Annotated in this window: 22 protein-coding genes and 2 pseudogenes; 21 read left to right on the forward strand and 3 right to left on the reverse strand. The window is 61.6% G+C overall.

The window, feature by feature from the left end; translation table 11 throughout:
• The first annotated feature begins 99 nt into the window (after positions 1-99).
• The 7 genes from hslV (at position 100) to LQ215_RS19810 (ending at position 8,119) form a co-directional block, all read left to right on the forward strand.
• A complete protein-coding gene (gene hslV, locus LQ215_RS19780; protein ID WP_003196958.1) occupies positions 100-630 on the forward strand; it encodes an ATP-dependent protease subunit HslV in 531 nt (176 codons plus the stop codon).
• Between the two features lie 56 nt (positions 631-686).
• Positions 687-2,024, forward strand: a complete 1,338-nt coding sequence (gene hslU, locus LQ215_RS19785) for an ATP-dependent protease ATPase subunit HslU (protein WP_230152196.1) — start codon at positions 687-689, stop codon at positions 2,022-2,024.
• A gap of 168 nt (positions 2,025-2,192) precedes the next feature.
• A complete protein-coding gene (locus LQ215_RS19790; RefSeq protein WP_018606686.1) occupies positions 2,193-2,570 on the forward strand; it encodes a gamma-butyrobetaine hydroxylase-like domain-containing protein in 378 nt (125 codons plus the stop codon).
• Positions 2,571-2,848: 278 nt separating this feature from the next.
• A complete protein-coding gene (gene phaC, locus LQ215_RS19795) occupies positions 2,849-4,528 on the forward strand; it encodes a class II poly(R)-hydroxyalkanoic acid synthase (RefSeq protein WP_230152197.1) in 1,680 nt (559 codons plus the stop codon).
• A gap of 260 nt (positions 4,529-4,788) precedes the next feature.
• Positions 4,789-5,643, forward strand: a complete 855-nt coding sequence (phaZ, locus tag LQ215_RS19800) for a poly(3-hydroxyalkanoate) depolymerase (RefSeq protein WP_230152198.1) — start codon at positions 4,789-4,791, stop codon at positions 5,641-5,643.
• Positions 5,644-5,755: 112 nt separating this feature from the next.
• The gene (gene phaC, locus LQ215_RS19805; RefSeq protein WP_230152199.1) at positions 5,756-7,438 is read left to right on the forward strand and encodes a class II poly(R)-hydroxyalkanoic acid synthase; all 1,683 of its coding nucleotides are present in this window, start codon (positions 5,756-5,758) and stop codon (positions 7,436-7,438) included.
• Positions 7,439-7,498: 60 nt separating this feature from the next.
• Positions 7,499-8,119: a TetR/AcrR family transcriptional regulator gene (locus LQ215_RS19810; RefSeq protein WP_230152200.1), complete on the forward strand. Its 621-nt coding sequence runs from the start codon at positions 7,499-7,501 to the stop codon at positions 8,117-8,119.
• A gap of 207 nt (positions 8,120-8,326) precedes the next feature.
• Here LQ215_RS19810 and LQ215_RS19815 read toward each other — a convergent pair whose 3' ends face one another.
• From LQ215_RS19815 to LQ215_RS19825, 3 genes are all read right to left on the reverse strand, one after another.
• Positions 8,327-9,223, reverse strand: a complete 897-nt coding sequence (locus LQ215_RS19815) for a phasin family protein (protein ID WP_230152224.1) — start codon at positions 9,221-9,223, stop codon at positions 8,327-8,329.
• Between the two features lie 10 nt (positions 9,224-9,233).
• A complete protein-coding gene (locus LQ215_RS19820) occupies positions 9,234-9,656 on the reverse strand; it encodes a phasin family protein (protein ID WP_230152201.1) in 423 nt (140 codons plus the stop codon).
• 270 nt (positions 9,657-9,926) lie between these two features.
• The gene (locus tag LQ215_RS19825) at positions 9,927-10,202 is read right to left on the reverse strand and encodes a polyhydroxyalkanoic acid system family protein (RefSeq protein WP_063323320.1); all 276 of its coding nucleotides are present in this window, start codon (positions 10,200-10,202) and stop codon (positions 9,927-9,929) included.
• A gap of 155 nt (positions 10,203-10,357) precedes the next feature.
• On the opposite strand from LQ215_RS19825, the gene ubiE reads away from it, so the two are divergent.
• The 14 genes and pseudogenes from ubiE to LQ215_RS19885 all read left to right on the forward strand — a co-directional run bounded on the left by ubiE (position 10,358) and on the right by LQ215_RS19885 (position 22,597).
• Positions 10,358-11,128, forward strand: a complete 771-nt coding sequence (gene ubiE, locus LQ215_RS19830; RefSeq protein ID WP_003196937.1) for a bifunctional demethylmenaquinone methyltransferase/2-methoxy-6-polyprenyl-1,4-benzoquinol methylase UbiE — start codon at positions 10,358-10,360, stop codon at positions 11,126-11,128.
• Entirely contained in the window at positions 11,128-11,751 is a 624-nt protein-coding gene (locus LQ215_RS19835; RefSeq protein WP_230152202.1) for a ubiquinone biosynthesis accessory factor UbiJ, read from the forward strand. Before ubiE ends, LQ215_RS19835 begins: the two co-directional genes overlap by 1 nt.
• Positions 11,748-13,352, forward strand: coding sequence for a ubiquinone biosynthesis regulatory protein kinase UbiB (gene ubiB / locus LQ215_RS19840; protein ID WP_230152203.1), 1,605 nt, complete (start codon positions 11,748-11,750; stop codon positions 13,350-13,352). Before LQ215_RS19835 ends, ubiB begins: the two co-directional genes overlap by 4 nt.
• Positions 13,353-13,433: 81 nt before the next feature.
• Entirely contained in the window at positions 13,434-13,832 is a 399-nt protein-coding gene (gene hisI / locus LQ215_RS19845; protein WP_003196931.1) for a phosphoribosyl-AMP cyclohydrolase, read from the forward strand.
• Positions 13,825-14,157 carry a phosphoribosyl-ATP diphosphatase gene (locus LQ215_RS19850; RefSeq protein ID WP_003186671.1) on the forward strand — a complete coding sequence of 111 codons (333 nt, stop codon included), beginning with the start codon at positions 13,825-13,827 and terminating at the stop codon, positions 14,155-14,157. Before hisI ends, LQ215_RS19850 begins: the two co-directional genes overlap by 8 nt.
• A 24-nt stretch (positions 14,158-14,181) precedes the next feature.
• On the forward strand, positions 14,182-14,469 hold the full coding sequence (locus LQ215_RS19855) for a twin-arginine translocase TatA/TatE family subunit (protein WP_210642454.1): 288 nt from the start codon (positions 14,182-14,184) through the stop codon (positions 14,467-14,469).
• A gap of 10 nt (positions 14,470-14,479) precedes the next feature.
• Positions 14,480-14,899, forward strand: coding sequence for a Sec-independent protein translocase protein TatB (tatB, locus tag LQ215_RS19860; RefSeq protein WP_230152204.1), 420 nt, complete (start codon positions 14,480-14,482; stop codon positions 14,897-14,899).
• A complete protein-coding gene (gene tatC / locus LQ215_RS19865) occupies positions 14,896-15,693 on the forward strand; it encodes a twin-arginine translocase subunit TatC (protein WP_230152205.1) in 798 nt (265 codons plus the stop codon). Before tatB ends, tatC begins: the two co-directional genes overlap by 4 nt.
• Positions 15,690-16,397, forward strand: a complete 708-nt coding sequence (locus tag LQ215_RS19870) for a 16S rRNA (uracil(1498)-N(3))-methyltransferase (protein ID WP_230152206.1) — start codon at positions 15,690-15,692, stop codon at positions 16,395-16,397. The genes tatC and LQ215_RS19870 overlap by 4 nt, the downstream gene beginning before the upstream one ends.
• A 192-nt stretch (positions 16,398-16,589) precedes the next feature.
• Positions 16,590-17,558, forward strand: a pseudogene (locus LQ215_RS29805) (methyl-accepting chemotaxis protein); the annotation flags it as partial.
• Positions 17,559-17,702: 144 nt separating this feature from the next.
• A complete protein-coding gene (locus tag LQ215_RS29810; RefSeq protein WP_373557684.1) occupies positions 17,703-18,416 on the forward strand; it encodes a methyl-accepting chemotaxis protein in 714 nt (237 codons plus the stop codon).
• 301 nt (positions 18,417-18,717) lie between these two features.
• A pseudogene (locus LQ215_RS29815) lies at positions 18,718-19,647 on the forward strand (methyl-accepting chemotaxis protein); the annotation flags it as partial.
• Between the two features lie 198 nt (positions 19,648-19,845).
• Positions 19,846-20,550 (forward strand): methyl-accepting chemotaxis protein, encoded by a 705-nt coding sequence (locus LQ215_RS29820; protein ID WP_436839590.1) that lies wholly within the window; start codon positions 19,846-19,848, stop codon positions 20,548-20,550.
• A gap of 142 nt (positions 20,551-20,692) precedes the next feature.
• The gene (locus LQ215_RS19885; protein ID WP_230152210.1) at positions 20,693-22,597 is read left to right on the forward strand and encodes a methyl-accepting chemotaxis protein; all 1,905 of its coding nucleotides are present in this window, start codon (positions 20,693-20,695) and stop codon (positions 22,595-22,597) included.
• The last annotated feature ends 200 nt before the right edge of the window (positions 22,598-22,797 follow it).

Here is a 22,797-nt window from a genome sequence, read left to right on the forward strand (position 1 = left end):
CCACTCGTCCCCTCTGCACCCCCGCAGTTGAAAAACCCCACGCCACCCCCATATGAGTTCCATCCGGGCATTTTCGCCCCGCTGCGTGGAGACTCTCCCTTGACCACCATCGTTTCAGTCCGCCGTCATGGCAAAGTCGTCATGGGCGGCGACGGCCAGGTTTCACTGGGCAACACCGTGATGAAAGGCAACGCGAAGAAAGTCCGCCGCCTGTATCACGGCGAAGTCATCGCCGGTTTCGCCGGGGCCACTGCCGACGCCTTCACCTTGTTTGAGCGTTTCGAAGGCCAGCTTGAGAAACACCAGGGCCACTTGGTCCGTGCCGCCGTGGAACTGGCCAAGGAATGGCGCACCGACCGCTCCCTGAGCCGCCTCGAAGCCATGCTCGCGGTCGCCAACAAGGACGCCTCGCTGATCATCACCGGCAACGGCGACGTCGTCGAGCCCGAGGATGGCCTGATCGCCATGGGTTCCGGCGGAGCCTACGCCCAGGCTGCGGCCAGCGCCCTGCTGAAAAAAACCGACCTGTCGGCCCGTGAGATCGTCGAGACTGCCCTGGGCATTGCCGGCGACATCTGTGTCTTCACCAACCACACCCAGACCATTGAGGAGCAGGACCTCGCGGAATAAGCCTGTCCAGGCGACCCACGCCACGGCCCATTCCTGCTTGAGGACCACCTATTATTATGTCCATGACTCCCCGCGAAATCGTCCACGAACTCAACCGCCATATCATCGGCCAGGACGATGCCAAGCGCGCCGTCGCCATCGCCCTGCGTAACCGCTGGCGCCGGATGCAACTGCCCGAAGAACTGCGCGTCGAAGTGACCCCCAAGAACATTCTGATGATCGGCCCGACCGGTGTCGGTAAAACCGAAATCGCCCGTCGCCTGGCCAAACTCGCCAACGCGCCGTTCATCAAGGTCGAAGCCACCAAGTTCACCGAAGTCGGCTATGTCGGCCGCGACGTCGAGTCGATCATCCGTGACCTGGCCGATGCCGCCATCAAGTTGCTGCGCGAACAGGAAATCACCAAGGTCCGCCACCGCGCCGAAGACGCCGCCGAAGAGCGCATCCTCGACGCCCTGCTGCCACCGGCGCGCATGGGCTTCAACGCCGACGCCGCCGCGACCCAGGATTCCAACACCCGCCAACTGTTCCGCAAGCGCCTGCGCGAAGGCCAGCTGGACGACAAGGAAATCGAGATCGAAGTGGCCGAAATGGCCGGCGTCGATATTTCCGCGCCGCCAGGCATGGAAGAGATGACCAACCAGTTGCAGAGCCTGTTCGCCAACATGGGCAAGGGCAAGAAGAAAAACCGCAAGCTCAAGGTCAAGGAAGCGCTGAAACTGGTGCGCGATGAGGAAGCCGGTCGCCTGGTCAACGAAGAAGAGTTGAAGGCCAAGGCGCTGGAGGCGGTCGAGCAGCACGGCATCGTGTTCATCGACGAAATCGACAAGGTCGCCAAGCGCGGCAATGTCGGCGGTGCCGACGTGTCCCGCGAAGGTGTACAACGCGACCTGCTGCCGCTGATCGAAGGCTGCACGGTCAACACCAAGCTGGGCATGGTCAAGACCGACCACATCCTGTTCATCGCCTCCGGTGCGTTCCACCTGAGCAAGCCGAGCGACCTGGTGCCGGAGCTGCAGGGTCGCCTGCCGATCCGTGTCGAGCTCAAGGCGCTGACACCGGAAGACTTCGAACGCATCCTCAGCGAGCCCCACGCCTCCCTGACCGAACAGTATTGCGCGCTGCTCAAGACCGAAGGCCTGAGCATCGAGTTCACCCCGGAAGGCATCAAGCGCCTGGCCCAGATCGCCTGGCAGGTCAACGAGAAGACCGAGAACATCGGTGCCCGGCGCCTGCACACGCTGCTCGAACGCTTGCTCGAGGAAGTCTCGTTCAGCGCCGGCGACCTGGCCAGCGCCCACAACGAAACGCCGATCCTCATCGACGCCGAGTACGTCAACAGTCACCTGGGTGAGCTGGCGCAGAACGAAGACCTGTCGCGGTATATCCTGTAAATCACTGACAGGTTTCCCGGGACCTGTGGGAGCGAGCTTGCTCGCGATGGCGGCATAACATTCAACCCATGTGTTGACTGTCGAACCGCTATCGCGAGCAAGCTCGCTCCCACATGGACCGTGTCGTTTTTGCAGATCAAGGCATCCTTCCGAGACGGATCACAGGCCATGACCAAACTCCCCACCGCCATCAACCTGCACAAAGCCTCCAGGACCCTGACGCTCAAATACGCGCCGGACGAGGAGTATCACCTGCCCGCCGAATTCCTGCGGGTGCACTCGCCTTCCGCCGAGGTCCAGGGCCACGGCAAACCCATCCTGCAATACGGCAAGCTCAACGTTGCCCTGACCAAGGTCGAACCGGCCGGCCAGTACGCACTGAAACTGACCTTCGACGACGGCCACGACAGCGGGCTGTTCACCTGGGACTATCTTTACCAGCTGGCGGTGCGTCAGGAAGACTTGTGGAACGATTATCTTGGTGAACTCAAGGCCGCCGGAAAAACCCGCGATCCGAACGAGTCCGTCGTCAAATTGATGCTCTAGCTCAAGGGCTGGCGCTTTAGGGCGAATTTTCTAGACTCATCTGCTTGAATGCCCGCGCAGCAACGTCAATGACTGGCCTGCTTGCGAAAAAAATTAAACTCGGGTAACCAATGGAGCTGGCAAGTTACCTGCAAAGGAACTGCCGAGTTCCTGGCACACGTTTCCTCATTGGCCCTCGATGCGGAATTAATGGTCACCCGAGCAGCGTACCTGGTATTGGCCGTGTGGCTTCATGGCACGATCCGGGTACTCGTCTGAAGGACAATGGAGCGTCGTAGATGAGCAACAAGAACAACGATGACCTGAAGTATCAAGCCTCGGAAAATACCTTGGGGTTGAATCCCGTCGTCGGCTTGCGCAGAAAAGATCTGCTGGCCTCTGCCCGCATGGTGCTGACCCAGGCCATCAAGCAACCGCTGCACAGCGTCAAGCACGTCGCCCATTTCGGTGTCGAACTCAAGAATGTCCTGTTCGGCAGATCCGAACTGCAACCGGCCGGCGATGACCGTCGCTTCGCCGACCCGGCGTGGAGCCAGAACCCCCTCTACAAACGTTACCTGCAAACCTACCTGGCGTGGCGCAAGGAGCTGCATGCCTGGATCGACGACAGCAACCTCTCGCCGGCGGACATCAGCCGCGGGCATTTCGTGATCAACCTGATGACCGAAGCCATGGCCCCGACCAACTCGGCGGCCAACCCGGCGGCGGTCAAGCGCTTCTTCGAAACCGGCGGCAAGAGTCTGTTGGACGGCCTGTCCCACCTGGCCAAGGACCTGGTGCACAACGGCGGGATGCCGAGCCAGGTCAACATGGGTGCGTTCGAGGTCGGCAAGAGCCTGGGCGTGACCGAAGGCGCCGTGGTGTTTCGCAACGACGTGCTGGAGCTGATCCAGTACCGGCCCATCACCGAGCAGGTCCACGAGCGGCCGCTGCTGGTGGTGCCGCCACAGATCAACAAGTTCTACGTATTCGACCTGAGCCCGGACAAGAGCCTGGCGCGCTTTTGCCTGCGCAGCAACGTGCAGACCTTCATCGTCAGTTGGCGCAACCCCACCAAGGAACAGCGCGAGTGGGGCCTGTCGACCTACATCGAGGCGCTCAAGGAAGCAGTGGACGTGGTCACGGCCATCACCGGCAGCAAGGACGTGAACATGCTTGGCGCCTGCTCGGGCGGCATCACCTGCACCGCACTGCTGGGCCATTACGCCGCCCTGGGCGAGAAAAAGGTCAATGCCCTGACCCTGCTGGTCAGCGTGCTCGACACCACCCTGGACACCGACGTGGCGTTGTTCGTCGACGAACAGACCCTGGAAGCGGCCAAGCGCCATTCCTACCAGGCCGGTGTACTCGAAGGCCGCGACATGGCCAAGGTGTTCGCCTGGATGCGCCCCAACGACCTGATCTGGAACTATTGGGTCAACAATTACCTGTTGGGCAACGAGCCGCCCGTGTTCGACATCCTGTTCTGGAACAACGACACCACGCGACTGCCGGCGGCGTTCCACGGCGACCTCATCGAAATGTTCAAGAACAATCCATTGATCCGCCCCAATGCACTGGAAGTGTGCGGCACGCCCATCGACCTCAAGCAGGTCACCGCCGACATCTTCTCCCTGGCCGGCACCAACGACCACATCACGCCATGGAAGTCCTGCTACAAGTCGGCGCAGCTGTTTGGCGGCAAGGTGGAGTTCGTGTTGTCGAGCAGCGGGCATATCCAGAGCATCCTCAACCCGCCAGGCAACCCCAAGTCGCGCTACATGACCAGTGATGACATGCCGGCCAAGGCCGAGGACTGGCAGGAAAATTCAACCAAGCACACCGACTCCTGGTGGTTGCATTGGCAGGGCTGGCAAGCCGAGCGCTCGGGCAAACTGAAAAAAGCCCCGACCGCGCTGGGCAACAAGGCCTACCCAGCCGGTGAAGCGGCGCCCGGCACTTATGTGCATGAGCGGTAATGGATGCAACTCGTCTGCTGCGGGGGTGGGCTTGCTCACGAATACATCCCGCCAGCCGACACTGAATGCAAGGCCCACAGCGCTGGCGAACATAAAACTCATGTTCACAGCAGATCCCATGTGGGAGCGAGCTTGCTCGCGATGACGGCGGCACATTCAACACCTGTATGTGCTGACACATCGCAATCGCGAGCAAGCTCGCTCCCACAGGGGATAGGGGAAAAATGAAAGACAGCGACCCAACCCACAGGGCTTGAAGCATGCCGCAACCGTACATCTTCCGTACCGTCGATCTGGATGGCCAGACCTTGCGCACCGCGGTACGTCCCGGCAAGCCTCACTTGACGCCGCTGCTGATTTTCAACGGCATCGGCGCCAACCTCGAGCTGGTGTTCCCGTTCATCGAGGCCCTGGACCCGGACCTGGAAGTCATCGCCTTTGATGTGCCCGGTGTCGGCGGTTCATCGACGCCCAACCGGCCGTATCGCTTTCCCGGCCTGGCCAAACTCACCGCGCGGATGCTCGACTATCTCGACTATGGGCAGGTCAACGTGATCGGCGTGTCCTGGGGGGGCGCCCTGGCCCAGCAGTTCGCCTATGACTACCCCGAGCGCTGCAAGAAGCTGGTATTGGCGGCCACGGCGGCCGGGGCGGTGATGGTGCCGGGCAAACCGAAGGTGCTGTGGATGATGGCCAGCCCCCGGCGTTACGTTCAGCCCTCCCATGTGATGCGCATCGCCCCACTGATCTACGGCGGTTCGTTCCGTCGCGACCCGAGCCTGGCCGCCAGCCATGCGGCCAAGGTTCGTTCGGCGGGCAAGCTCGGTTATTACTGGCAACTGTTCGCCGGCCTGGGCTGGACCAGCATCCACTGGCTGCACAAGATCCACCAGCCAACCCTGGTGCTGGCCGGCGACGACGACCCGCTGATCCCGTTGATCAACATGCGCATGCTGGCCTGGCGCATTCCCAACGCCCAATTGCACATCATCGATGACGGCCATCTGTTCCTGATCACCCGGGCCGAGGCGGTGGCGCCGATCATCATGAAATTCCTGGAGGAAGAACGTCAGCGTGCAGTGATGCATCCGCATCCCTCGCCGCTGGGCGGCTGAAACCGCCCATTAGCGCCTGGCAGGACGCCGGACCGCGCAGCGACCCGAAACAGCGACTATGTTGTCTGGTTCGGTGTGTTTGTTTTTAGCCTGATGACGAAGGAGTTGACTCATGCGCGACAAACCGGCGAAGGGCTCCGTGCCCGCCCCTGCCAGCTTCATCAACGCACAAAGTGCGGTCACCGGCCTGCGTGGCAGGGACCTGCTGTCCACCTTGCGCAGCGTTGCCGTACACGGCTTGCGCAACCCGGTGCACAGTGCCCGGCATGCGTTGAAGCTGGGCGGTCAACTGGGCCGAGTGCTGCTGGGCGAGACCCTGCACCCCACCAACCCCAACGACCAGCGTTTCGCCGACCCCACCTGGCAGCTCAATCCGTTCTACCGCCGCAGCCTGCAGGCCTACCTGAGCTGGCAGAAACAGGTGACGAGCTGGATCGACGAAAGCACCATGAGCCAGGATGACCGCGCCCGCGCCCACTTCGCCTTCGCCCTGCTCAACGACGCCGTTTCACCGTCCAATACCTTGCTCAACCCGCTGGCGGTCAAGGAACTGTTCAACTCCGGCGGCACCAGCCTGGTTCGAGGCCTCAGCCATCTGGTGGACGACCTGCTGCACAACGATGGGTTGCCGCGCCAAACCACGCCCCATGCCTTTGAAGTCGGCAAGACCCTGGCAACGACCCCCGGCGCGGTGGTGTTTCGCAACGAATTGCTCGAGCTGATCCAGTACCGGTCCATGAGCGAAAAGCAATACGCCAAGCCGTTGCTGATCGTGCCGCCGCAGATCAACAAGTTCTACATTTTCGACCTGAGCCCTTCCAACAGCTTCGTCCAGTACGCCCTGAAAAATGGTTTGCAGGTCTTCATCATCAGCTGGCGCAACCCTGACGTACGCCACCGCGAATGGGGCCTGTCCAGCTACGTCGAGGCCGTGGAAGAGGCCATGAACGTCTGCCGGGCGATCACCGGCGCCCGCGAGGTCAACCTGATGGGCGCCTGCGCCGGAGGCATGACCATCGCCGCCTTGCAAGGCCACCTGCAGGCCAAGCGCCAGCTACGCCGGGTCGCCAGTGCCACGTACCTGGTGAGCCTGCTGGACAGCCAGATCGATAGCCAGGCCACGCTGTTCATCGACGAGCAGACCCTCGAAGCCGCCAAGCGCCGCTCCTACCAGAAAGGCATCCTCGATGGCCGCGACCTGGCCCGGGTGTTCGCCTGGATGCGCCCCAATGATCTGATCTGGACTTACTTCATCAACAACTACCTGCTGGGCAAGGAGCCGCCGGCCTTCGACATCCTCTACTGGAACAACGACTGCACCCGCCTCCCGGCGGCTTACCACGGCGACCTGCTGGACTTCTTCAAGCACAACCCACTGACCCATCCCGGCGGCCTGGAAGTGTGCGGCACGCCCATCGACCTGCAAAAAGTGACGGTGGACAGCTTCAGTGTGGCCGGCATCAATGATCACATCACGCCATGGGACGCGGTGTATCGCTCGACCCTGTTGCTGGGTGGCGAAAAACGCTTCGTGCTTTCCAACAGCGGCCATGTCCAGAGCATCCTCAACCCGCCGGGCAACCCCAAGGCCAACTTCATCGAAAGCGCAAAATTGAGCAGCGACCCACGGGCCTGGTACTACGACGCCAAGCACGTCGAAGGCAGTTGGTGGACCCCATGGCTGGGCTGGATCCAGGAACGTTCCGGCGCCCAGCACGAAACCCAGATGACCTTGGGCAATGCGAACTACCCGCCCCTGGACGCAGCTCCCGGCACTTATGTTCGCGTGCGCTGAAGGCCTTACCCCACGGCCAGGCGATTGGCCGTGGCACGACTTGATCATTAAGAAGACCGGATGAAAACCCGCGACCGCATCCTTGAATGTGCCCTGCAATTGTTCAACGAAAAGGGCGAACCGAACGTCTCCACCATGGAAGTTGCCAACGAAATGGGCATCAGCCCGGGCAACCTCTATTACCACTTTCACGGCAAGGAACCGCTGATCCTCGGGCTGTTCGAGCGCTTCCAAGGCGAACTGGCACCGCTGCTCGACCCTCCGGCGGACGTGCAGTTGGCGCCGGAAGACTACTGGCTGTTCCTGCACCTGATCGTCGAGCGCCTGGCGCAGTACCGCTTTCTGTTCCAGGACCTGTCGAACCTGGCCGGGCGCCTGCCGAAACTGGCCAAGGGCATCCGCCAGTTGCTCAACGCCCTGAAGCGCACCCTCGCCTCACTGCTGGCGCAGCTCAAGGCCCAGGGATTGCTGGTCAGCGATACCCAGGCCCTGGGACAATTGGTGGAGCAGATCACCATGACCTTGCTGTTCTCCCTGGACTACCAGCGGATCCTCGATCGCGAGGGCGAGGTTCGGCTGGTGGTCTACCAGATCATGATGCTGGTGGCCCCACACCTGCCGCCTGCGACCAAGGTGGCGACTGAGCAACTGGCGTTGCGCTACCTGGAAGAACACGACTAACCACCGACAGTGGCAGATCCATTGTGGGAGCGAGCTTGTGGGAGCAAAGCTTGCTCGCGATCCAGACGCTGCGGTCCTCAAGAGACCGCGGCGTTTTCATCGCGGGCAAGCCTTGCTCCCACAAAGCTCGCTCCCACAGGTTGACCTGCGTACAAACAAAAACGCCCGACCTTCACAGGCCGGGCGTTTTTGCATGTCCCGCAGAAATCAGGACTGGGTGGTAGGCGTCGATGGAGCCGGCGCTGGAGTTGGCGTGGCGACCGGGGTCGGCGCTGCGGCGGAGTTCGCCGTGCTCGTCGCGGTTGCCGGTTTGGCGGCCGCGGTCGGCGCCTTCGGTGCAGCGGCTTTCGGCGCGGCCGGTTTTTTCACGGCCGGTTTTTTCGCCGCAGCAGGTTTGGCCGCCGCTTTTGCCGCAGGCTTGGCGGCGGGTTTCGCTGCCGGTTTGGCTGCTGCCGTCTTAGCCGCGGGCTTGGCCGCAGGCTTGGCTGCCGCTTTGGCCGCAGGTTTGGCGGCTACCGGTTTCGCCGCCGCCTTGGCAGCAGGCTTGGCCGCAGCCGTTTTAGCCGCAGGTTTGGCCGCTGCTTTCGCCGCAGGTTTGGCAGCGGTTTTTGCCGCAGCCTTGACCAGTGGCTTGGCCGCCGTTTTAGCGGCCGGCTTGGCCGCCGCAGTCTTGGTCGCCACTGGGGCGACTTTGGCCCCGGTGAGTTTTTCGATCTGCTTGGTCAGGGTGTCGACCTTGCTGTGCAGTGCCTTGACTTCATTACGGCTCGGCACACCCAGGCGCGAGATCGCACTGTTCAGGCGCTTGTCGAAAGCCCCTTCCAGTTCATCCCATTTGCCCAGCGCACGATCCTTCACGCCGCCGATTCGCGACTTGGCGGACTCGGCAGAGTCCTTGGCTGCATCGACTTGTTTGCCGACTGCCGTCTTGGTGAGTTTTTCGGCTTTTTCGCCGTCCTTAACCAGGGACTCGAAGAGCTTGCTGCCGTCAGTGTCGATCTTCGAGTACACGCCTAAACCAGCAAGCCAGATTTTGCGGGAATATTTTTCAATCTTCCCGGCCCACGAGCTGCCCTCTTTTTCTGTGATTTTTTTGCCAGCCATCCCGTTCTCCTTAATGTTTACGCGCGACACGTTCGAGCAATGCTGTCAGCTCATCGAGCTTAGCAGAGAGTGTCTCAACGTCATGTTTAGACGGAATGCCGATACGATTCAAGGCACTTGCAACACGGGCATCGAATACCTTCTCGACTTTATCGAGTTGTACTTCAACCCGGGCCTTGAAAGTATTGACGTCGCTCTTGGCTTCAATCAATTCGCTGTTGGCCGCTTCAAGTTTTCCGGCAATTTTCTTTTTGCCTTTGGTTTCAATAACTTCGCCAGTCTTTACCAACTCCTGGAAGTACTCGCTGCCTTCCTTGCCGACCTTCGTGTAGGCGCCCAGGCCCGCCAGCCAGATCTTGCGCGCGTACGTTTTCACGTCGCTGAGCGTAGAAGATTCAACGTCGGTTTTTTTCTTCAGCATAACTTTGGCCATGGTGCACCTCACTCGAAAATGGTTTGAGGAACTGCCCGCACACGGTCGGGCTCAGGCACAAAGTAGTGACAATAATTAGAAACGGCACCCTAACAACTGACACAAATCTCAAAGGCTGTGACGCCCTCTTGTGGGAGCGAGCTTGCTCGCGATGGCAGAGTGTCAGCCAACCTTGATGTGACTGAAACAATGCAATCGCGAGCAAGCTCGCTCCCACAAGTGGATTGGTGGTGAACTTGAGTCATGCATTTCACCCACCCTTTCAACCAATCAGGCCAACGCCTTATCCAGCGCCTTTTCGATTTCCGTCTTGATCGTGCCGCTCATGGCCGACATCAACATGCCCAGCTCCACGTCGACGCGGATCGAGTCCTCGCCCACATGCACTTCGCCCTTGACTCCGGAACGCTTGAGTTTCAGGGTGTCGCCCTCCCATTGCGGCTCAAGGCCATAGCTGTCGGACAGCTTCTGCGCCAGCTTGTCGGCTTTCTCTCGCGCCGCTTCCTTGCCCAAGCCATGGGCACGCTCAACCGTTATACGGGCCATCAGGTGACTCCTGTTTTATCGGGACTTGCCTGAACGTTTCAGACCCTGGCTGCGTCAAAACGTCCCGGCGGTCGCCCATCTTACCTTCAGCCTTGCCAAGACAAAGCCCTCTACCGGGATTAGAATGTCCCGCATTCTTTTTTGGTGACCGCGATATGACTGATCAGCGCAAAGGCAGCGATGCCGAACCCACCACTCACTTCGGCTTCAAGAACGTGCCGGAAAGCCAGAAAGCGGAAAAAGTCGCTGAGGTTTTCCACTCCGTAGCCGCCAAGTATGACTTGATGAACGACCTGCTCTCGGGCGGCATGCACCGCCTGTGGAAGCGTTTCGCGATCGAACTGTCGGGCGTGCGCAGCGGTAATCGCGTGCTGGACATCGCCGGCGGCACGGGCGACCTGACGAAGAAGTTTTCCCACATCGTCGGGCCGACCGGCCAGGTGGTGCTGGCCGACATCAACGAATCCATGCTCAAGGTCGGTCGCGACCGCCTGCTGGACCTGGGTGTGGCCGGCAACGTCGAGTTCGTCCAGGCCGACGCTGAAAAGCTGCCGTTCCCCGACAACCATTTCGACTGCGTGACCATCGCCTTCGGCCTGCGCAACGTCACCCACAAGGAAGATGCCCTGCGCTCGATGCTGCGGGTGCTCAAGCCTGGTGGCCGCCTGCTGGTGCTGGAGTTCTCCAAGCCGACCAACGCGCTGATGTCCAAGGCCTATGACGCCTACTCGTTCGCCTTCATGCCGCTGATGGGCAAGCTGATCACCAACGACTCGGAAAGCTATCGCTACCTGGCCGAATCGATCCGCATGCACCCGAACCAGGAAACCCTGAAGTCGATGATGGTCGAGGCCGGTTTCGACCGCGTGACCTATCACAACATGACCGCAGGCATCGTCGCCCTGCACCGCGGTATCAAACCCTGATGCTGCTCACCGGCCTGCTCGCCAGCGTCGAACTCGGCCTCAACCGGGTGCTGCGCCTGGACAGCACGGCGCTCGTGCGCCTGGCACACTTGAGCGGCAAGGTGATCGCCGTCGACTGCCGCAGCCCGGCGTTGCGGTTGTTCATCCTGCCCAGCGACGAAGGCCTGATGCTCGCCGCGCATTGGGAGGCCGAGGCCGACTGCACGCTGCGCGCCCCGGCGTCGAGCCTGCTGAACCTGGCCCTGGGCAAGGACAAGACCGCGGTGCTGCACAGCCCCGACGTGGAGCTCGACGGCGACAGCGGCGTACTGCTGGAGCTGGCGGCGATTCTCCAGGACCTGGAGCTGGACTGGGAATACGAAGTGTCCCGCTGGATCGGTCCAGTGGCGACCCAATTGCTCAGCGGCCATTTGCGCAGCCGCAGCCGCTGGTATCGGCAGGGGTTCGCCAGCCTGGGGCAGAATCTGAGTGAATATTTGGCCGAAGAATCGCGTACCCTCGTAGGCCAACGCGAAGCACAAGCCCGTTTTAATGAACTGGACCAGATCAAACTTGACCTGGAACGTCTCGAGGCGCGTTTCGAGCGCCTTTCCCGATCCCTGAAACCAAGCGATAACGCATGAAGCTGCTTGCCGTCCGCCGTTTGTTGCGCATCCAGCGCGTCGTGATCCGCTACCGCCTCGATGACCTGCTGTTCGCCCTGCCGCTGCCCTGGTTTCTCCTGGCCCTGCGCTTCGTGCTGCCATGGCGCTGGTTTCCCCGGCGAACGCTGGACCTGAGTCGCGGTGCGCGCCTGCGCCTGGCCTTGCAGGACCTGGGGCCGATTTTCATCAAGTTCGGGCAGATCCTTTCGACCCGTCGCGACCTGTTGCCCGAAGACATCGCCGATGAACTGATGCGCCTGCAAGACCGCGTGCCGCCGTTCGATTCCAAGGTGTCGGTGGCGCTGATCGAGGAACAACTGGGCAAGAAGATCAGCGAAGTCTTCAGCCGCTTCGACGTCGAGCCCCTGGCCTCGGCCTCCGTCGCCCAGGTTCACGCCGCCCAACTCAAGAGCGGCGAAGAAGTGGTGGTCAAGGTCATCCGCCCGGGCCTCAAGCCGATCATTGCCCAGGACCTGGCGTGGCTGTTCATCCTCGCCCGCGCCGCCGAGCGGTTGTCGGCCGATGCCCGCCTGCTGCACCCGGTGGACGTGGTCCAGGACTACGAAAAAACCATCTACGACGAACTCGACCTGCTGCGCGAGGCCGCCAACGCCAGCCAGCTGCGCCGCAACTTCGAAGGCTCGCCGCTGCTCTATGTGCCGCAGGTCTATTGGGACTGGTGCCGGCCGAAAGTATTGGTGATGGAGCGCATCTACGGCATCCAGGTCACCGACCTGGCGACCCTGGCCGACCAGCGCACCGACATGAAGATGCTCGCCGAACGCGGCGTGGAAATCTTCTTCACCCAGGTGTTTCGCGACAGCTTCTTCCACGCCGACATGCACCCGGGCAACATCTTCGTCAGCACGGTGCAGCCGTGGAGCCCGCAATACATTGCCATCGACTGCGGCATCGTCGGCAGCCTGACCCCCGAAGACCAGGACTACCTGGCGCGCAACCTGTTCGCCTTCTTCAAGCGTGACTACCGTCGCGTCGCCCAGTTGCACATCGATTCGGGCTGGGTGCCGGCCGAGACCAAGCTCAACGAATTCGAAGCGGCGATCCGCACCGTGTGCGAACCGATCTTCGAAAAACCGTTAAAAGATATTTCCTTCGGCCAGGTACTGATGCGCCTGTTCCAGACCGCGCGGCGCTTCAACATGGAAGTCCAGCCACAGTTGGTGCTGTTGCAGAAAACCCTGTTGAACATCGAGGGCCTTGGCCGCCAGTTGTACCCGGACCTTGATCTGTGGAACACCGCCCAACCGTTCCTCGAACGCTGGATGCGCGAACGCGTGAGCCCCAAAACCTTGTTGGGCAACGTGCAAAGCCAGTTCGAGCAGCTCCCGCACCTGGCCAACATGACCCGCGACCTGCTCGAACGCATGTCCCAACCCCACGCCCACGATCCGGCGCCCCCGTGGCACCGGCGCAAGGACGACTGGCTGTTGCGCCTGCTGGGCGCCGCTCACCTGGGAGGCGGCGCGGTGCTGGCGACCGGTGGGCCGCTGAGCGAACTGGGTCACTGGCCCGCCGGCATCATGATGGTGGTCGGTCTGTATCTGGTCGTTCGCCGATAGCCAGCACCGGTTCGCGCTGGCACACTGTTTCAACGCTGGGCCCGCCGACCTCAGGTGCGCGGCCCATGGTCGGAGTCAAAGATGAAAAACTGGCAGGACGAGATCAAATGGGACGCTGACGGCCTGGTGCCGGCCATCGCCCAGGACCACAAGACCGGGCGCGTATTGATGATGGCCTGGATGAACCGCGAAGCGCTGGCCCTGACCGCCGCCGAGAACCGCGCCATCTATTGGTCACGTTCCCGTGGCAAGCTGTGGCGCAAAGGTGAAGAGTCCGGGCACGTGCAGCACCTGCATGAGATGCGCCTGGACTGCGACGGCGACGTCATCATCCTGATGGTCGAGCAAGTCGGCGAGATTGCCTGCCACACCGGCCGTCAAAGCTGCTTCTATCGCGTCTTCGAGAACGGCGACTGGAAAACCGTCGACCCGGTGCTCAAGGACCCGCACGCCATTTATTCAGGACATACCCATGAGTGACACCCTGACCCGCCTGGCCCAGGTGCTGGAAGAGCGCAAGGGCGCCGCAGCCGACAGTTCCTATGTCGCCAGCCTGTACCACAAGGGCTTGAACAAGATTCTGGAGAAAGTCGGCGAAGAGTCGGTCGAGACCATCATCGCCGCCAAGGACGCCGCCATCAGTGGCGATTGCAGCGACGTGATCTACGAGACCGCCGACCTGTGGTTCCACAGCCTGGTCATGCTGGCCCAACTGGGGCAGCATCCGCAGGCCGTACTGGATGAACTGGACCGTCGCTTCGGTCTGTCCGGGCACGTCGAGAAAGCCTCGCGCCCGTCCGCCTGATCAACTTTTGAGAGGAATAGTCCCATGGGTATTTTTGACTGGAAACACTGGATCGTCATCCTGGTCGTCGTGGTGTTGGTATTCGGTACCAAGAAACTGAAAAACCTCGGCACCGATGTCGGCGAGTCGATCAAGGGCTTTCGCAAGGCCATGAACGATGACGAAAAACCGACCGATCCGACGGCGGCTCCCGGCCAACCGGCGCAGCCGACCCAACCGGTACACCCCCAGGCCGCCCAGCCGGTGAATGCGCCGCACACCATCGACGTGCAGGCCCAGAAAGTCGAAGAGCCCGTCCGCAAAGACTCGTGAGCACTGACTAATGTTTGGGATCAGCTTCACTGAACTGCTGCTCGTCGGCCTCGTCGCCCTGCTGGTACTGGGCCCCGAGCGCCTGCCGGGTGCTGCGCGCACCGCCGGTCTGTGGATCGGCCGTCTGAAGCGCAGCTTCAATGCGATCAAACAGGAAGTTGAACGTGAGATCGGTGCCGACGACATCCGGCGGCAACTTCACAACGAACATATTCTGTCCCTGGAGCAGGAAGCGCGGAAAATCTTCACGCCGACCCAACAGGAACCGACGCCGGTCCAGCCTGTGGCCGAACCGACGATTGCGCCACAGGCACCGGTGAAGGACACGGCGCCTGCGGTGGCCGAGCCTGCCAAACCAGTGGAACCCGCCCCGACGGCGACAACGCCGGAAGCGCCTAACGATCCTACTTTGCCGCCGCGAGCCCCATGAGCGATATCCCAGAGAACGACCAGCCGATGCCGCTGGTATCGCACCTCACCGAGTTGCGCACCCGCCTGCTGCGTTGCGTCGCGGCGATTTTCATCATCTTCGCCGGGCTGTTTTCCTTCACCCAGCAGATCTACACCTTCGTCTCCACGCCGCTGCGCCAGTACCTGCCGGTAGGCGCGACAATGATCGCCACCGACGTGTCGTCGCCGTTCCTGACGCCGCTGAAGCTGACGATGATGGTCTCGCTGTTCCTGGCGATCCCGGTGATCCTGCACCAGATCTGGGGCTTCATCGCACCGGGCCTGTACAAGCATGAAAAACGTATCGCCGTGCCGCTGCTGGTGTCCAGCATCCTGCTGTTCTACACCGGCATGGCCTTCGCCTATTACCTGGTGTTCCCGCTGATCTTCAAGTTCTTCGCCGCCGCCACCCCGGCGGGCGTGGAAATGATGACCGACATCAGCAGCTACCTGGATTTCGTCATGACGCTGTTCTTCGCCTTCGGCGTGGCGTTCGAAATCCCCGTGGCCGTGGTGCTGCTGGTGTGGATCGGCGTGGTCGACGTGGCCTATTTGAGGAAGATCCGCCCCTACGTGATCATCGGCTGCTTCGTGGTCGGCATGATCCTGACCCCGCCTGACATCTTCTCCCAGACCCTGCTGGCGGTGCCGATGTGGCTGCTGTTCGAGATCGGCATCCTGTTCGGTGGCCTGGTGCGCAAGCGCCGGGAAGAAGAGCCCGAGGAACAACCGGTCGATGACCACAACGACCAGCCGCCAGCGACCCAAGCGTGAACCTGCTGCTGCTCGAAGAGGCCGATTTCATCGGGCCTGACCGCGTGATCCTGAGCGATCGCCGGTTGACCCACATGCAGGAAGTCCATCGCAGCGCCGTCGGTGACAGCCTGCGCGTCGGGCGCATCGGTGGGTTGATGGGCACCGCCCAGGTGCTGCGCCTGGAAGCCCACGAGGCCGAACTGCAAGTGACCCTCGACCTGCCTCCACCGGCCAAGTTGCCATTGACGCTGGTGTTGGCCTTGCCGCGTCCGAAAATGCTCCGGCGGGTGTTCCAGACCGTCGCCACCATGGGCGTGCCGCGCGTGGTGCTGGTCAACAGCTATCGCGTGGAAAAGAGCTTTTGGCAAACGCCGTTCCTCGAACCCGAGGCCATCCGCGAGCAACTGATCCTGGGCCTGGAACAGGCCAGGGACAGCGTGCTGCCTGAGGTGGTTATCGAGAAACGCTTCAAACCCTTTGTCGAGGACCGCCTGCCGGCCATGACCGACGGCACCTTGGGCCTGGTCGGTCATCCCGGCAACTACCCGCCCTGCCCTCGCGCGCTGACCGAACCGGTGACACTGGCCATTGGCCCGGAAGGCGGCTGGATTCCCTACGAGATCGACCTGCTGGCCAAGGCCGGGCTGCAACCGGTGCAACTGGGCGAGCGGATCCTGCGGGTCGAGACGGCGGTTACCGCGCTGCTCTCACGACTGTTCTGATACCAGTGGCTTGCCACTGTATTCCAAACTCATCTAACCCACTTCTGCAGTTCTCCCCTGCTGGGCCGATAGTGCTCTATACAGAGCAGTTCCGCCCTTCAAGGGAGTATCCGCATGTTCCAATGGCTAGGTAACGTAGGCGTTAATCGCAAACTAGGCTTCGGCTTCGGTCTGGTGCTGCTCTTAACCTTGATGATTGCCTTCACCGGATGGACCGGCCTGGGCAATGTGATTGCACGCGGCGACACACTCGGGCTCATCGCCAGCCTGAACGACCTGACCAAGGACCTGCGCTCCGCGCGCATGGACTATTACTCGACCCGGGGTGAAAAGGGCTCGGGGGAAATCAACGATCTGATCGGCAAACTGGAGCCCGGGCTCCAGACCGCCCGTCAATCGATCGAACAGCCAGCCGATGTGGCGATCGTCGACAAACAACTGGCCGCTGTCGCCGATTACAAGGTTGCCCTCGCCGAATTGGTCCGAGCCATGGCCAGTCGTGAGGATGCGCGCAGCAAACTGGGCGCCAGTGCCGATAACGCCGTGGCCCGAGTCACCAGCGTTGAAACCGCCATACGGCAAAGCGACAACGCTGCTCAACTCGACAGTGTGGTCAGCCTGAGCAAGGCCATCCAACAAGCCCGCTACCAGGTTCGCGGTTATACCTACAGCGTTGAGGCCGACGCCGAGCAGCCAGCCCTGGATGCCATCGATAACGCGTTGAAAATCCTCGGCAGCCTGCCGGCCCAACTGCCCGATGAACACGCCGCCAACCTGCAACAGGCCAGCGAGTCGTTCAAGACCTATCGTGCCGCGGTCAGCCAGTTCAGTGATGCCCAGACTGCCAGCGCTGCCGCCATCAAGCGCATGTCCGACCTGGGGGTTGTGCTACGCGGGGCCAGTAGAGACCTCACGCTGTCCCAAACGGTCGTGCGCGACCATGATGCGACCAAAGCCAATACGTTACTGATCTCGGCCGCCGCGTTGGCCCTGCTGTTCGGCGTGATCGCCGCCATGGCGATCACCCGGCAGATCGTCATACCGTTGGAGCAGACGCTCAAGGTCGCCGAACGCGTGGCGGCAGGTGACTTGACCCACAACCTCAGCGCCGAGCGCCGCGACGAGCTGGGCCAACTGCAACGCGCCATACAAAGCATGACCGTGGGCCTGCGGCAATTGATCGGCGGCATCAGCGACAGCGTCACGCAAATCGCCAGTGCCGCCGAACAGCTCTCGGCCGTCACCGAGCAGACCAGTGCCGGGGTCAACAAACAGAAAGTGGAAACCGATCAGGTCGCCACCGCCATGCATGAAATGACCGCTACGGTGCAGGAAGTGGCGCGCAATGCCGAAGAGGCCTGCGAAGCGACGGTCGCCGCGGACCAGCAGGCTCGCGAAGGCGAAAAAGTGGTGGGTGAAGCCATCGCCCAAATCGAACGCCTGTCCAAGGAAATGGGCAATTCCACCGAAGCCATGGGTCATCTCAAGCGCGAGAGCGACAAGATCGGCAGCGTGCTGGACGTGATCAAGTCCGTCGCCCAGCAAACCAACCTGCTGGCCCTCAATGCGGCCATCGAGGCGGCCCGTGCCGGTGAAGCCGGGCGTGGTTTCGCAGTGGTGGCCGACGAGGTTCGTGGCCTGGCCCAGCGTACCCAGAAGTCCACCGAAGAAATCGAAGCACTGATCGGCAACCTGCAATCGGGTACCGAACAGGTCGCCACCACCCTGGACAACAGCCGCAACCTGACCGACAGCAGCGTCGAACTGACCCGCCGTGCCGGCGGCTCACTGGAAAACATCACCCGCACGGTCTCGGCGATCCAGTCGATGAACCAACAGATCGCCGCCGCCGCCGAGCAACAGAGCGCCGTGGCCGAAGAGATCAACCGCAGCGTCGTGAACGTTCGCGATGTCTCCGAACAAACCGCCTCCTCCAGCGAAGAAACCGCCGCTTCCAGCGCCGAACTGGCGCGACTGGGGGTTCATTTGCAGACACTTGTGGGACGCTTCAAAGTCTAAACGCCGAAAAAGCGGCGAGCACGGCCCCCGTGGCAAGGGGCCTTGCTCCCGCTCGGGCGCGAATCGGCCATCAACGGCGTTCGGACTGGCAACGACTTCGCAGCCGAGCACGGGCAAGCGCCCTCGCCACGGATATACCCCCGCCTATTTTCTACAGATCCCCGTCACATGGTCGATACTCTTCTCATAAGGCCTATAAAAGGTTCGAGGGAGTATCAGCATGTTCAGTTGGCTAACCGAAAAGCTGGGAAACGTAAGCGTCAATCGCAAACTGGGTTTCGGTTTTGGCCTGGTGCTGCTCATGACCCTCCTGAGTACCTTCGCCGGCTGGAACAGCCTGAGCAGCGTGATCAGCCGCGCGGATAAACAGGCGTCCATCGCCAGCCTCAATGAGTTGGCCAAGGATTTGCGAGTTGCCAGTCTCGAGTATGAGATGCGACGCGGCGAACAAGGGCCAGCAGTCGTCACCGAGTTCTTGGGCAAGCTTCAGGACAGCATCCAAGCGGCCCTCAAACGGTTTGTACGTCCGGCAGACCAGGAGTTGCTCAATCAGCAACTGGCGATCCTCGATGAGTACAAACGCGCCTTCGCCGACCTGACCCAGGCGACGCAGAACCGCGAATCGGCCCGCTCCAAGCTGGGCGCCAATGCCGACAATGCCGTGGCCAAAGTGAAGGAAGTCGAAAATGCCCTGCGCCAAGGCGACAGTGTTGCGCAATTCGACAGTGTGGTTGAGCTGAGCAAACTGCTCCAGCAAGCGCGCTATCAGGTCCGCGGCTACACCTACAGCGGCAAGGCCGATGCCGAGCAACCGGCGCTGGATGCCATCGATAGCGTCTTGAAAAACCTTGAAAGCCTGCCGGGCAAGCTGCCCGAGCACGCCGCCAACCTGCAACAAGCTTCTGAATCGATGAAGGCTTATCGCACTGCCGTCAGCCAGTTCCGCGATTCGCAGGTGATCAGCGCATCAGCCCTCAAGAGAATGGCGGATCAAGACGCCCGTTTGGATGAGCTGAACAGTCGTTTGACGACCTCGCAGATCGAGAAACGCGACCAGGAAACGGCTCAAGCGAAAGAAACGCTGATCATCGTCACCATCCTGGCGTTAGCGTTTGGCCTGCTGGCCGCGTGGATCATCACCCGGCAGATCGTCGTGCCACTGCAACAGACCCTGGTTGCCGTCGAGCGTGTCGCCTCGGGTGACCTGAGTTATAACCTGGTGGTCACCCGCCGTGACGACATGGGCCAATTGCAAGGCAGCCTGCAGCGAATGGTGATCAGCCTGCGGCAACTGATCGGTGGCATCAGCGACGGCGTCACGCAACTCGCCAGCGCCGCCGAACAGCTCTCGGCCGTCACCGAGCAGACCAGCGCCGGAGTCAACAGCCAGAAAGTGGAAACCGATCAGGTCGCCACCGCCATGCATGAAATGACCGCCACCGTGCAGGAGGTGGCGCGCAATGCCGAAGAGGCCTCCGAAGCGGCCGTCGCCGCTGACCAGCAGGCTCGCGAAGGCGAAAAAGTAGTCGGCGAAGCCATCGCCCAGATCGAACGCCTGTCCAAGGAAGTGGGCAACTCCACCGAAGCCATGGGCCACCTCAAGCGCGAGAGCGACAAGATCGGCAGCGTGCTCGACGTGATCAAGTCCGTGGCCCAGCAAACCAATCTGCTGGCCCTCAACGCGGCCATCGAAGCAGCCCGGGCCGGTGAAGCCGGACGGGGCTTTGCGGTGGTGGCCGACGAGGTGCGCAGCTTGGCCCAGCGCACCCAGAAGTCCACCGAAGAAATCGAAGAGCTGATCCTGGGCCTGCAATCGGGCACCGAGCAGGTCGCGACCACCCTGGACAACAGCCGTAGCCTGACCGACAGCAGCGTCGAACTGACCCGCCGTGCCGGTGGCTCACTGGAAAACATCACCCGTACAGTCTCGGCGATCCAGTCGATGAACCAACAGATCGCCGCCGCGGCCGAGCAGCAGAGCGCCGTGGCCGAAGAAATCAACCGCAGCGTCGTGAACGTTCGCGATATCTCCGAACAAACCGCATCCTCCAGCGAAGAAACCGCCGCCTCCAGCGCCGAACTGGCGCGGTTGGGGGTTCATTTGCAAACGCTGGTAGGACGCTTCAAGGTCTAAATAGTACAGGCATGGATCACCCGGCCATGGACTGGCGGTAGAGAAAACTCAGCAAGTGCACCGCCGTTATTTTCTATAGATATCCGCCAAACGGTCGATATAGGTCCCAGCATATAAATACAATACTGCTGGGAGTAACGGCATGTTCCGATGGCTAGGTAACGTAAGCGTTAACCGTAAACTCGGCGCAGGCTTCGGCCTGGTGCTGTTCCTCACTTTGTTGATTGCGTTCACCGGTTGGTCCAGCCTGGGTAATGTCATCAGCCGGGGCGACAAGCTAGGGTTCATTGCCAGTCTCAATGACTTGAGCAAGGACTTGAACCTGGCAAGCATTGACTACAGCAACACGCGCGGCGAGAAAGGACCGCAACAGGTCAACGACCTGCTTGGCAAGCTCGAAGCCGGATTGAAAACTGCTCGCGAGTTAATTGAACAACCCGCTGACGTGGCGCTGATCGACCAGCAACTGGCCGCCGTTGCCGAATACAAAAGCGCCTTCGCCCAGATGACCAGCGCCACCGTCAGCCGCGAAGACGCCCGCAGCAAACTCGGCGCCAGCGCCGACAGCGCCGTGGCCCGCGTCGCCGAGGTGGAAAAAGCCTCGCTGCAAAGCGGTGATATAACCCAGTTCAACAGTGTGGTGGCCCTGAGCAAGGCGATCCAACAGGCGCGCTATCAGGTTCGCGGCTACACCTACAGCGGAAAAAGCGAGGCCCAGCAGCCGGCCATCGATGCTATCACCGACGTCCTGAAGCTACTGGCACGCTTGCCGGCCCAGCTACCCGAGGAACACGCCGACACCCTCCAACAAGCCAGCGACTCGATGAACGTCTATCGCGCGGCGGTCAGTCAGTTCCGCGACTCCCAGTTGGATAACGGCGCAGCACTGCAACGAATGAGTGAGCAAGGCAGGGTACTGATCGACTCCAGCCAGAAGCTCACCGTATCCCAGACGGCCGTGCGTGACCATGATTCCGGCCAGGCCAAGTCTGTCCTGATCGCAGCCGCCGCCCTGGCGCTGCTGTTTGGCGTGATCGCTGCCCTGTTCATCACCCGGCAGATCGTCGGCCCACTCGGCGAGACCTTGAAGGTCGCCGAACGCGTGGCCGCTGGCGACCTGACCCACAATCTCACCTCAGAACGCCGCGACGAACTCGGCCAACTGCAACGCGCCATGCAAAGCATGACCGTGGGCCTGCGGCAATTGATCGGTGGCATCAGCGAAGGTGTTACCCAGATCGCCAGCGCCGCCGACCAGCTCTCGGCCGTCACCGAGCAGACCAGCGCCGGGGTCAACAGCCAAAAGGTTGAAACCGATCAGGTGGCCACCGCCATGCATGAAATGACCGCCACGGTGCAAGAAGTCGCCCGCAACGCCGAGGAAGCCTCCGAAGCCGCCGTCGCAGCCGATCAGCAGGCGCGCGAAGGTGAAAAAGTGGTCGGCGAAGCCATCGCCCAGATCGAACGCCTGGCCCTCGAAGTGGGCAACTCCACCGCGGCGATGGGTGACCTGAAGCGTGAAAGCGACAAGATCGGCAGCGTGCTCGACGTGATCAAGTCCGTGGCCCAGCAAACCAACCTGCTGGCCCTCAACGCCGCCATCGAAGCTGCCCGCGCAGGGGAAGCCGGACGTGGCTTTGCGGTCGTGGCCGATGAGGTTCGCAGCCTGGCGCAGCGCACCCAGAAGTCCACCGAAGAAATCGAAGAGCTGATCGTCGGCCTGCAATCGGGCACCCAGCAGGTCGCGACCATCATGGACAATAGTCGCAACCTGACCGACAACAGCGTCGAGCTGACCCGCCGCGCCGGGGGCTCGTTGGAGAACATCACCCGTACGGTTTCGGCGATCCAGTCGATGAACCAGCAGATCGCTGCGGCGGCCGAGCAGCAGAGCGCGGTGGCTGAGGAGATTAACCGTAGTGTGCTGAATGTGCGTGATGTATCGGAGCAAACGGCGTCGTCCAGTGAGGAGACTGCCGCCTCCAGTGCTGAGCTGGCGCGGTTGGGGGTGCATTTGCAGACGTTGGTGGGGCGGTTTCGGGTTTGATGCCTTGCGGCTGGCTCACTTGGATTTGTGTGTATATCCGTTATTTAGGTAACGGCGGCTGACGGTTCCGCTCTTACAGCGGCTCACTTTTGAGAAGCGCAAAAGTAAGCAAAACGCTACATGCCCCACCACTTGGTGCCTCGCCTAGGCTCGGCATGCCCTCACTCCGGCATTGCTCCGTGGGCCGCCGCGAAGGGCCA

The organism is Pseudomonas brassicacearum (assembly GCF_918698105.1).
Taxonomy (GTDB): domain Bacteria; phylum Pseudomonadota; class Gammaproteobacteria; order Pseudomonadales; family Pseudomonadaceae; genus Aquipseudomonas; species Aquipseudomonas brassicacearum_F.